The following is an 11,974-nucleotide window of genomic DNA, read 5'->3' as shown; positions in this document are numbered from 1 at the left end:
TAAAACCCATTTAGCCTAGCTAATCCTGTTAATCAACAGACTTAACGTAGAGAACCACTTCAACATCATCACCCACATCTGGGTGCTCAAGTTTTCCTTGGTAACGCATACCCAACTTCTTCATAATATTAATAGAAGCGTGATTTTGTTTATCAGCAATAGCAGAAAAGTATTCAATGTCTGGCTGAGTTTCTAGTAGATGTTCAATAACCTTCTGCGCACTCTCGGTAGCAATCCCTTTACCCCAGGTTGATTGTTTAAAGCGCCAACCTATTTCTAGATCATTATACCTAGGCTTATCAGTGAAAAAGTACATAGGTCTAATTAAGATCCAGCCAACAAAATAAGGTTCAGCTTGAACAAAATTATTGCCGCTAAGTTGGCTTTGTTCGAGAAACACTTTCCATAAGCCCCAGCCCTTTTCTAAATTTCGATAAGCGGCAAAGCGTGGCATGAAAACCGTTTCTATTTCTTCAAGACTTAGTGCACGTCCACCATTGATGTACTTCATCACCATAGGATCTTGATCTAACTCGAACTGTAATTGGCTGTCACCTAAAGACATAGGTGAAATAGTCAGTCTAGATGTGGTCAAGGTTGTCATTTAAGGCCTGCTCCAAATCAATCTAATTGCGTTTAGGCTTACCATGATAGCAATAATGTCTATATTTGATTGGCTAAAAATAATGATATGTGGCTGTTTATTGTTTTTACGTACATTTATGCCAATCAGTAGAGCACAAATTATAGCCATAAAAAAAGGGAGCCCTGAGGCTCCCTTTTCGAAAGATTCTAAACTAATTACTTAGCTAAAGCGTCTTTTGCTTTTTCAACTAAAGTTGCAAATACAACTTTATCGAAAACAGCGATGTCAGCCAGGATCTTACGGTCGATTTCGATTGATGCTTTTTTCAAACCATTAATGAAACGGCTGTAAGACAGACCATTTTGACGAGATGCCGCATTGATACGTGCAATCCATAGTTGACGGAATTGACGTTTCTTTTGACGACGGTCACGGTAAGCATATTGACCAGCTTTAGTTACTGCTTGAACAGCAACACGGTAAGTACGGCTACGAGCGCCATAATAACCTTTAGCTAATTTAAGTACTTTCTTGTGACGAGCACGAGCGGTTACACCACGCTTAACTCTAGGCATTGTTCATTGCTCCTTTAATTAAGCGTATGGTAGTTGACGTGCGATTGCTGGCACATCAGACTTAGCTACTTGACATTTTGCACGTAAGTGACGTTTACGCTTAGTGCTCTTCTTGGTCAAAATATGACGTAAATGGGCTTGCTTGCGCTTAAAACCGTTAGCGGTTTTCTTAAAACGCTTTTGTACACCCTTGTCTGTTTTCATTTTAGGCATTGCTAAAACTCCGCATTGGGACAATTAATAAAACGCAAGGCGAGTAGGAAACCTCAAGAGGCCCCTACTACTTTTAAGGTTGCCTTACTATTTCTTTTTCGGCGCAAGAACCATAACAGCTTGGCGACCTTCCATTTTCGGGAAAGACTCCACTACTGCTATGACTTCCAAATCAGCTTTGATACGGTTCAAAAGATCCATACCTAAACTTTGGTGAGCCATCTCACGACCACGGAAACGCAGCGTTACTTTCGCTTTGTCGCCGTCTTCTAGAAAACGAGTCAGGTTGCGTAGTTTTACCTGGTAGTCGTTTTCGTCTGTACCGGGACGGAATTTAATTTCCTTCACCTGTACAATTTTCTGCTTCTTCTTTTGTTCTTTTTGAGCTTTTGCTTTGTCAAAAAGGAACTTACCGTAGTCCATAACACGACAAACTGGCGGCTCAGCATTAGGGCTAATTTCTACTAAATCCACACCGGCTTCATCAGCAACTTCTTGTGCTTCTTTAATAGTTAAGATGCCTAACTGCTCACCATCTAAACCGTTTAGACGGACTTCAGATACACCAACGATGAGCTCGTTGATTCTGTTCGGGGCCGCCTGGCGCCCTGCTGTTTTTTTGATCTTTATGACCTAATCCTCCAACAAATTGAGACTACGGAGCGAAATCTGGTTCTTGAGCTTAGTAGCAAATTCTTCGATTTGCATTTTACCTAAGTCAACGCCTTCACGGGTACGCACCGCTACTTCCTTATTTTCCATCTCTTGATCACCTACGACCAACAGATAAGGCACACGCCTTAAGGTATGTTCGCGTATTTTAAAGCCTATCTTCTCATTCCTCAAGTCTTTAGTTGCACGAATTCCATGTTCTTTGAATAAATTGACGACATTATCGACATAATCCGACTGTTTGTCGGTAATATTCATTACAACAACTTGAACTGGTGATAACCAAGCTGGGAATTTGCCTGCGTACTCTTCAATTAGAATACCCAAGAAGCGCTCTAATGAACCTAAAATCGCACGGTGGATCATAACAGGTGTTTGACGACTGTTATCTTCAGCAACATAAGTTGCACCTAAACGACCAGGTAACGCGTAATCGAGCTGCACTGTACCACATTGCCACGCTCTGTCTAGACAATCATGCAATGTAAATTCAATTTTAGGGCCGTAGAACGCGCCTTCGCCCGGTAAAATTTCAAATTCAATATCATTAGCAGTCAATGCTTGCTTAAGCGCTTCCTCTGCACGATCCCACATATCGTCATCACCGATACGCTTTTCTGGACGTGTAGATAGCTTAACAACGATATTGCTAAAGCCGAATGTTTCGTATGTATCGTAAACCATCTTGATACATGCGCTCACTTCCTGCTGCACTTGCTCTTCTGTACAGAAGATATGCGCGTCATCTTGAGTGAAACCACGTACACGCATTAGGCCGTGTAGTGAACCTGATGGCTCATTACGGTGACAACAACCAAACTCAGCCATACGTAATGGCAAGTCTCGGTAAGACTTAAGACCTTGGTTAAAGATCTGTACGTGACCTGGACAGTTCATTGGCTTAACTGCGTATTCACGGTTTTCAGAGCTAGTTGTAAACATCGCTTCTGAATACTTGTCCCAGTGACCACTACGTTCCCAAAGTACACGGTCCATCATTAATGGGCCTTTTACTTCTTGGTAAGTGTACTGACCTAGCTTTTGACGAATAAACTTCTCAAGCTCTAAGAACAGACTCCAACCATCGTTATGCCAGAACACCATACCTGGTGCTTCTTCTTGCATATGGTAAAGATCTAACTGCTTACCAATTTTACGGTGGTCACGCTTAGCCGCTTCTTCAAGACGGTTAAGGTGAACTTTAAGCGCTTTCTTATCAGCCCAAGCTGTGCCGTATACACGTTGTAACATCTTATTGTCAGAGTTACCGCGCCAGTAGGCGCCAGCTACACTCATCAACTTAAAGTTCTGACAGAACTTCATGTTTGGTACGTGTGGACCACGACACATGTCGATGTATTCTTCATGGTGATAAAGTGCTGGCGTAGAGTCTTTTGGAATGTTCTCATCCAAAATCGCCATTTTGTAAACTTCACCGCGAGATTCAAATGTATCACGCGCTTCTTGCCAGCTAACAACACGCTTATCAACCGCATAGTTAGTTTTAGCAAGTTCAGCCATACGCTTTTCTAGCGCATCGATATCTTCCTGAGTCAACTTATGGTCTAAGTCGATGTCATAGTAGAAACCATTATCGATAACTGGGCCAATAGCCATTTTGGTTTCTGGGAACAGTTGCTTGATCGCATGACCTAGCAAGTGAGCACAAGAGTGACGAAGAATCTCAACACCCTCTTCATCTTTAGCGGTGATGATTGAAAGATCTGAATCAGTTTCAATCAAGTCACATGCGTCTTTTAGTTCACCGTTCACGCGACCAGCGATACACGCTTTAGCCAGACCAGGACCAATGTCAGCAGCAACATCTAAAGTAGAAACAGAGTGAGCAAACTCGCGTTTGCTTCCGTCAGGAAGTGTAATAACAGGCATGATTTTTCCTTTTCCAGTGGTGACCCCCACGTAGGGCCACTTGGTTTTAAAATTAAGTGTGGTTACGCCACTGGGACTAGACCTTACAGTAGTCTGCGGTATCCAGCGCGCAAGCCGTCAATTCTAAGTGATAGAGACTGTAGGATGCAAGCGCTGCTTTTAATAAAATTTTAAGCTGAAACACTCTAAAATATGACGATTAAGCTTTATGAAAACAATTAGATAGTTATAAATCATCTATATGGCTTATCAGTTACTTCCAAAGCAATCAATTTCAAAGCTTGTGATGCTGTAAACATAAATACTAACAAGTAGGGTTATTGCCGACATTTGCTAGCATTCATTTAGCTTTAGATAACTGCACAAACCTTTTTTCTTACTATGGCTTCCTCTCAAACTGTTGATGTACCTAAAGCAACAGCTTTACGCGCATATTGAAAGAACCTCTTCAATAAGGTGCTCAAGCTAGATATGATACTTGTCGACAAATCGTCGCAGGTCTTTGGGATGGATTTAGAGGCTGCTTTCTATTAATCACAACACGGATGGAATATGACAACTTGGGCTTTAATCACCGGTGCAGCCAAACGAATAGGCCGAACCATTGCAACGCAGCTGCATAATGATGGTTTCAATATTATTATTCACTACGGTCAGTCAGCCACTGAGGCTGAAACATTAGCGAGCAAACTAAACGGCAAGCGCATTGGCTCAGCAATAACAATGCAGGCTGATTTGGCTCAATCAGACACAGTCAATGCGTTACTGACTCAAATAATCGAAGCAAAGCTACCATTATCGGTACTCGTCAATAATGCTTCTAGCTTTTATCCGACACCTTTAGGACAAAGCTCTTTCTTAGAAGCACAGCAAATACTAGCAACTAACCTCGTTACGCCTTATTTGCTTGCCCAAGCTGTACACCCTCTACTTAGCGAGCATCATGGCTGCGTCATTAACTTACTCGACATACATGGCAGACGCCCACTTAAAGATCATGGGCTATACTCTATATCAAAGGCTGCACTTGAAATGGCTACCTTGTCATTGGCTCAAGAGTTAGCACCTAATGTACGTGTTAATGGTGTATCGCCGGGGGCAATCTTATGGCCGGAGCAATCAGATCTACAATCGCAACAAGCTGTATTAAGTGCAATACCGTTAGCTAAGCTTGGCCACCCAGAAGATATCGCTAAGCTTGTATCACACCTTGTCAGCGCTCCTTATATCTCTGGCCAAGTAATAGCTGTGGATGGAGGACGAAGCGCAGTCGGCTTTACAGGAGCGTAACGATGCGATTTATTAACAAGAGTATTAGCTGTCCCCATTGCGGCCACCATCAGCACATTAATATTGATGCGACTTGCGGTGACCAAGATTACTATGAAGATTGTCGGGTATGTTGTAACCCAATTCATATGCGATTACATATGGATGAAGCGCAACATAAGATCGAGTTTTTTATTGATTCAGACGATGAGCAGATCTACTAATCGATCTGCTCTTTAGTTTTGTAGCGAGTAGGTCTAGGCATGCCGGTTTAAATATAAAAACAGCTTAATAGACTTAACTTGCAAATCGCTTAGCGAGCACTCGTTCAACTGTGTCTACAATAGCTTGAGTTTGGCTATCAATCTCGATATTTATCGAGTCACCTTTTATATAACTATCAAGATTGGTCAGCTTTAACGTTTCCGGGATTAAGTGCAGCATAAAGCTCGTCTCAGTCACCTCACCTACCGTTAAGCTACAGCCGTTTACACCAACAAAGCCTTTATACAAAATGTAGTTCATCCATTTCGGTTCAACAGTTAAGCGAATGTCATAATGCTCGTCGGTGACACTGACTAAATCGACTTCAGCTTGGGTGTGAACGTGACCAGATAAAATGTGTCCACCAATCTCACTACCAAAGGTTAATGAACGTTCGATGTTAACCTGTGATCCAACTCTCAGTTTAGATAGGTTAGTTAGCCTAAGGGTCTCTTCCATTACATCGAAAAACACCCTATCATCGTCAATTCTTGTGACTGTTAAACATACACCGTTATTTGCGACACTTGCCCCTAGTGAAAGTCCCTCGCGCAAATCCGGCCCAATAGCGATTTGTAGCGTATCTAATCCTGATTTTTTATCAATCGCCAACACTTCGCACGTTGCTTGAACTATACCTGTAAACATTATTCTCTCTCGTTAGTATATTAAGGGCTGTACCCATGAACCATTCTGGCTTTCAAGCCAAACGCTTAGTCCAATTGGCATTACCCGTGCTAATTGCCCAAGTTACCCAAACAATGATGGGTTTTATCGATACCGTAATGGCAGGTAGAGTTAGTGCCGTTGATATGGCTGCTGTTGCTATTAGCGCCAGTCTTTGGCTACCTGCACTATTATTTGTTCAAGGCTTATTAATGGCCTTTACTCCTGTGTTTGCACATCATCATGGTGCGGATAACCAAAAAGCAATTCAGCCATTAGCCTACCAAGCTGGTTATATTGCCATAATTGGCAGTGTTATTGTGGTGCTTATCCTCTCATTTGCAGAGAATATTTTCACCATGATGGATCTTGAGCCTGAAATGGCGAGCTTGGGTGTCGGTTACCTAAATGGCTTTATGTGGGGCGTACCTGCATTTGTGCTATATCAGGTACTTAGAGGCTGTAGCGAAGGCATATCTTACACGCTACCGACTATGGTGATTGGATTTGTTGGTCTAGCCGTCAACATTCCAGCTAACTATATCTTTATTTATGGTCACTTCGGTATGCCTGCAATGGGTGGTGCAGGCTGTGGTGTAGCGACTGCGCTAGTATTCTGGGCAATGCTAATTGCCATGGTTATCTACATGCAGCTGCATAAAAAGTTTAAAGAGCTAGCTCCTTTCAAATCTTTTCATATGCCTGATGTAAAAGTCATGCTGGATATGACAAAACATGGCTTTCCCATAGCTATGGCGCTATTTTTTGAAGTGAGTTTATTTGCAATCATTGCACTCCTTTTAGCGCCATTAGGTGCGATTGTTGTTGCAGGCCATCAAATTGCACTTAACTTTTCATCAATTGTTTTTATGATACCGCTATCTTTGGGAATCGCGGTTTCAATTCGCGTTGGATATTACTTAGGCCAAGATAAACCAGAAATTGCAGCCTTAGTGACAAAGTTAGCACTGATGATTTCATTTTCATTGGCGGCTTGTACGGCAGTGATCACGATTCTATTTAGACATGAAATTGCATTGCTTTATAACGATAATCCTGAGGTAATCTCATTAGCGGGCAGCTTGATGTTTTTCGCTGCCATCTATCAACTGTCAGATTCTATACAAGTGGTTACCGCAGGTGCGCTGCGTGGTTATAAAGATACCCGTAGTGCATTCTACATTACGCTGGTTGCATACTGGGGGATCGGCATGACCTTAGGTTATACCTTAGCCCGTACCGATATTATTGTGCCGCATATGGGCGCCCAAGGATTCTGGATTGGCTTAATTGCCGGTCTAACCGCTGCTGCAATCATGTTTGCAGCACGACTACGCTATATTCAGAAACAAGGTGTAGTGCACTCGGCTATTTAGTCCGGAGATACAAAACAACAAAGGCTAACTCTTTTGAGTTAGCCTTTTTATTTTCTAGCTGTTGATTAATACCTTATATAACGTTGCTGAAAACTAGTCGGTTCCTGAAAAGCGAATACAACGCAAAAAGCGCTGCCCATCCCTGTCCATACTTGAGGTAATACGCTGCATTATCTGATCTAGAACGACGAGTTCTTCTGATGTAATCGCTTCGACCATCCGTTTTTCCTGCTTATGCAAAACAGGCATGATCTCTTCAACTAATGCTTTACCTGTACTTGATAACTTAACCAGTTTACTGCGCTTATCTTCTGGGTTGTCTAAACGTTCAATTAACTCCATTTTCTGTAGTCGATTTAATACTTTAGTTAACCCTCCAGAGCTAAATAACATACTTTGATAAAGCTCTGTTGGCGATAAAACATGGGGAGTAGGATTACGGCGTAAGCAAGTAAGTAAATTAAAGTCAGCGCTCTGCAGCCCATAGGATTCAACACAATCTTTTATAATTTGAATGAAGATATTGTTAACCTGAGTCAGACGTAATAAGGCTGGAAATGAAGTTTCTGCGCATTCTGGCCAGTTATCTTTATTTAACTGCAGAACATCTTCCATACCCTTGTTCATCTGATCTACCTCTAATTATATAAAAAGACCACTCAATATACCTTGCTAGAAAGATTTAATCCACCTAGTATCTTTCCAGAAAGATAAGTTACAAACAAAACCAAGCCACATAATTTCAGTAACCTACTGCTTTTATGGAGCCATGGTATTAATCATCTCCTCCAAAGAGAGGGGTAATACGACAAGAGAATGATGATATGAAAACCTTCAACATAGGCAGATTGACGCTATTAATCGCCATTGCATTATCTGGATGTGGTGGCAATGACTCATCTACGCCGCCAACAAGTGAAAATCAACCACCAATCGCTATTGCCGATCAAGCGACCGTATATTTAGGCACAAATGAGCGCATAGATGTCTTAGAAAACGATTCTGATCCAGAGGGAGAAGAATTAACATTAACGGATTTTTCTATTTCTGAAGGTGCGGGTTCTGCAAGTGTTCAGGACAATAAGTTATTGTTTATACCTGAAGCAACTGGCACCACACTTATAAGCTATACAATTTCAGACACCAAAGGCGCAGAAGCGATCGGTTCATTAACTATTACTGTAGTCGATCCGATGCAGGCAACCGCAGATTTTGTCGGTTCAAAAACCTGTGTTAGCTGTCATAGTGATAAAGACACCTTCTTTGAAACAGGACATAACTTTAAACTTAATAAAGTCATCGATGGAAAAGCGCCAGAGTATCCTTTCAGTAATATCGATGGTGCTGTCGAACTTATGTTTGACGCGACCAATAGCTTAGGCACACCAAACAGCTGGGAAGATATTAGCTATGTTATTGGCGGTTACGATACATGGGCAAACTTTTTAGATAAAGACGGGTATATTTTGGCGGGTAAAGGTGTCGCAGTTTCAATGCCACAAAATGGTGATGATATCAGCATCAATCATATACAAGGTTACCAGCCAGATGCAGCACCCGATTCGCAGTTGTTTAATTGCGGTCTATGCCATTCAACAGGCTGGAAAGATTACACCGCAGACTCTGATCTGAACCCACATCGCCAAGATAATCTAAAAGGGTTTGCAGGGACATTCAATCAAGCGGGGATCCAGTGTGAAGCTTGTCACGGCGCCGGCAGTATTCACATTAAAACACAATCTTCTGAGCATATTTCCCGTGTTGCCCAAGGACGCTCTAGAGCTGATTTAACAAAAGATGACATGGGTTACGGTCTTGCAATCACTTGTTCAGAGTGTCATTCCAAGAAAACAAATCGTCACTATCCTGATTTTGTCAGTGAGCATAACGCAGACTTTGGTGGAGATACTATTGGTGGTCGCTCAATTCCCTACTTCGATGGAGGAAGACTGGCAGGCGATCAAATGCTTGGCTTAGATGCGAATACTGGAGTTGCAACAGGTAAGAAGCGTGAAATGGCATGCCATACTTGCCACAACCCGCACCGTTCAAAAGCGAATGAAGATCAACCTGGGCATGAAGATGCAATGGTCAAGAATTGTATAGATTGCCATGGAGAGAAGACTTTTATATCAGGTTTAGAGGCGCATGAAGCGAAGGCAAAGTGTACGACCTGCCATATGCCTAAGAGTAATCACTTCTTTAAGATAAACCTTGAGTTTACCTCAGATAGTCCTGAGAACTTCTCAGAAGATCGTCAATATGTTCAGCCTTGGAACATAGCAAAAGATAGCTGTGGCAGTTGTCATGATAACTATGATGAATTGGCTGCAACAATTAAGGTTATGCATAACTAAACTAAATCAATTGACCCGGTTAGCTATTCAACTAGTAAAGATAACTTGAAAATCTAGCATAGTTAAAAAGAGGGTTAACAGGTCAAGTAATTAAAGAGCTAAGGTTAGTAACTTAGCTCTTTTAATCATTGAATTAAACTAACTCTTCTAAGTCTACCTTAAATCTTACATAACGCAGGTTAAAAAATAAATTTTTCTCCCGTCTTGTTTAAAATCTAAGTAAATTTAGAATTAATAAACTTAGATGCATGGGAGATAATCCTACTAGTTAACTAGGGTTAATGGCACGATGAATGGCCATGAATACGGTGTTTAGTTACAAAGCTAACTAATAAACACATTATAAAGACCACTCCGTATAGACCATTACCTGTCAGCAATGCTGCATGGGCACCATAATTCTCTACGATTGGGCTGGTAACAACAAAAGTCAACATAGTGCCGATACTGCCACAGAATAAAATAAAACTAACAATACGAGGCGACGCAATTTTAGTCTGCTGTGATGCAAGCGTAATAATAGTCGTATAAATAGCGCTACTAAAGAAACCTAATACTGAAATAATGGTAAGTAAGTGTTCTGTATTTTTATCCATATTGAACCAGAACATTAGACCTGTGGCTAAAGCAGAAAGCGCCAATACAAAATATTGAATATCAAATCGCTTCATTATCACACTAAATCCCCACATACCAAGCATGTATGCACCCCAAAAATAACTCAGTAACTTACTGGCTTCACTTAAACTCATACCCAAAGATTTAATTGCATATTCAGGCATCCACGAAATAAAAGCCATTTGCCCTAAGATATAACAAAGTGCAGCAATCGCTAAAAATAGAATACCTACCCCCCAATTTTCTCTTCCCACTTGTTGCTTCTCGTCAGACTTAATCAACAAAGGAAATTCACAAATGAGTGCCAGTATAAAAATTGCAACGTAAATAATGCCAATAGCAACATATACCCAATACCAAGCAATATTATTTGCTAGAAATGTGGCCGAAATTAGCGGAAATATCATGCCTGCCATACTGAAAAATGAATCGGTAAACAACAGTCGTGAACCACGTTGCTTACCATGATATAGACGAGTAATTAAATATGTACCAATTGACATTGTAATACCACTCACTACACCGAGAACAAACATAGCACCAGAAAAAATTGCGAGGTTGTGGCCAAACATTAACCCCAGTACAGCCAGTACCATCAAAATAAAACCAAAAATCAGTTGTTTTTTCAGTGAAATAATTTCCATTAGCCATACATTCAGGAAGATAGAAATTAATACACCAGTATTTAAGAATGTAAAAGTGTTACTCATGCTAGATATTGGTAAGTTAAAAAACTTAGCAATATCTCCCATCACAATACCGGTAACAATAATCAAAGATCCTGTTAATGCATAGGATAAAAAGCTTATCCATGTAAGTAGGATGCGATTCCTGTCGGTCATAGCGAGCCCTGTATCATTAAAATAAATAAAAAATCGACCTCTACAAGTCGATTCAAACTAAGTTATTTTAGCACGATACAGATTGATACATTAATTAAATTAAAAAATATCCATATCAATTATTTTAAAAAGGCCTCCCATTACATATTATTAACCCTCGAATAACCAAGCAACAAATAACACTTACAACAAGATTGCTATTTAACACAAAGAGGGAGAGGCAATTTGATTTCTCTAATTATTTTGCAACTTTTTAATTCCCATAATTGAATTAATATAGAAACTAGTAAAACCAGCTTTCGCTGGCCTACATATCACATCATTCTTTAAATAAGGAATGGTTGCAGGATCTGGATTACTTTTCATAAAAGCTTGGCAACGACCTTCACCTATCTTTTATAAAAAGTTGAGTCCGACGAGCTACCAAACTGCTCCATCCCCCGCCCATGAAACACAGATGACGAGAGCGCCTAATTTTAGGCACAAAAAAACCAGCTTTCGCTGGCCTACATATCACATCATTCTTTTAATAAAAGAATTGGTTGCGGGAGCTGAATTACTTTTCATAAAAGCTTGGCAACGACCTTCACCTATCTTTTATAAAAAGTTGAGTCCGACGAGCTACCAAACTGCTCCATCCCCCGCC

General features: G+C 40.8%; 12 protein-coding genes. 4 read left to right on the top strand and 8 right to left on the bottom strand.

The features are described 5' to 3' along the window. Nucleotides 1-28: 28 nt before the first annotated feature. The 5 genes from L2748_RS17680 to thrS all read right to left on the bottom strand — a co-directional run bounded on the left by L2748_RS17680 (nt 29) and on the right by thrS (nt 3,936). Complete coding sequence (locus tag L2748_RS17680; RefSeq protein ID WP_220782872.1) at nt 29-604, bottom strand: GNAT family N-acetyltransferase; 576 nt, start codon at nt 602-604, stop codon at nt 29-31. Between the two features lie 197 nt (nt 605-801). Further along, complete coding sequence (gene rplT, locus L2748_RS17675) at nt 802-1,161, bottom strand: 50S ribosomal protein L20 (protein WP_012155496.1); 360 nt, start codon at nt 1,159-1,161, stop codon at nt 802-804. Nucleotides 1,162-1,179: 18 nt separating this feature from the next. After that, nucleotides 1,180-1,374 carry a 50S ribosomal protein L35 gene (gene rpmI, locus L2748_RS17670; RefSeq protein ID WP_012155497.1) on the bottom strand — a complete coding sequence of 65 codons (195 nt, stop codon included), beginning with the start codon at nt 1,372-1,374 and terminating at the stop codon, nt 1,180-1,182. An 87-nt stretch (nt 1,375-1,461) separates the two neighbouring features. Next, entirely contained in the window at nt 1,462-2,004 is a 543-nt protein-coding gene (gene infC / locus L2748_RS17665; protein WP_220764059.1) for a translation initiation factor IF-3, read from the bottom strand. A gap of 3 nt (nt 2,005-2,007) precedes the next feature. Beyond that, nucleotides 2,008-3,936, bottom strand: coding sequence for a threonine--tRNA ligase (gene thrS / locus L2748_RS17660; protein WP_220782871.1), 1,929 nt, complete (start codon nt 3,934-3,936; stop codon nt 2,008-2,010). Nucleotides 3,937-4,488: 552 nt separating this feature from the next. Here thrS and L2748_RS17655 point away from each other — a divergent pair. Then, nucleotides 4,489-5,226 (top strand): pteridine reductase, encoded by a 738-nt coding sequence (locus L2748_RS17655; RefSeq protein WP_220782870.1) that lies wholly within the window; start codon nt 4,489-4,491, stop codon nt 5,224-5,226. Between the two features lie 2 nt (nt 5,227-5,228). Further along, complete coding sequence (locus L2748_RS17650; protein ID WP_220782869.1) at nt 5,229-5,429, top strand: CPXCG motif-containing cysteine-rich protein; 201 nt, start codon at nt 5,229-5,231, stop codon at nt 5,427-5,429. 73 nt (nt 5,430-5,502) lie between these two features. Here the strand turns inward: L2748_RS17650 and L2748_RS17645 are convergent, their stop codons facing one another. Further along, the gene (locus L2748_RS17645) at nt 5,503-6,117 is read right to left on the bottom strand and encodes a riboflavin synthase subunit alpha (RefSeq protein ID WP_220782868.1); all 615 of its coding nucleotides are present in this window, start codon (nt 6,115-6,117) and stop codon (nt 5,503-5,505) included. 35 nt (nt 6,118-6,152) lie between these two features. On the opposite strand from L2748_RS17645, the gene L2748_RS17640 reads away from it, so the two are divergent. After that, nucleotides 6,153-7,511, top strand: a complete 1,359-nt coding sequence (locus L2748_RS17640) for an MATE family efflux transporter (RefSeq protein ID WP_220782867.1) — start codon at nt 6,153-6,155, stop codon at nt 7,509-7,511. Between the two features lie 93 nt (nt 7,512-7,604). Here the strand turns inward: L2748_RS17640 and L2748_RS17635 are convergent, their stop codons facing one another. Next, entirely contained in the window at nt 7,605-8,138 is a 534-nt protein-coding gene (locus L2748_RS17635; protein ID WP_220782866.1) for a MarR family winged helix-turn-helix transcriptional regulator, read from the bottom strand. Nucleotides 8,139-8,335: 197 nt separating this feature from the next. Here L2748_RS17635 and L2748_RS17630 point away from each other — a divergent pair, with 197 nt between their 5' ends. Next, a complete protein-coding gene (locus L2748_RS17630; protein WP_220782865.1) occupies nt 8,336-9,868 on the top strand; it encodes an Ig-like domain-containing protein in 1,533 nt (510 codons plus the stop codon). A 278-nt stretch (nt 9,869-10,146) separates the two neighbouring features. Here the strand turns inward: L2748_RS17630 and tsgA are convergent, their stop codons facing one another. Continuing rightward, entirely contained in the window at nt 10,147-11,328 is a 1,182-nt protein-coding gene (gene tsgA / locus L2748_RS17625) for an MFS transporter TsgA (RefSeq protein ID WP_220782864.1), read from the bottom strand. Between the last annotated feature and the right edge of the window lie 646 nt (nt 11,329-11,974).

This window comes from Shewanella sairae, from assembly GCF_023283535.1.
GTDB lineage: Bacteria > Pseudomonadota > Gammaproteobacteria > Enterobacterales > Shewanellaceae > Shewanella > Shewanella sairae.
This window is presented reverse-complemented; position numbering and strand designations above follow the sequence as displayed.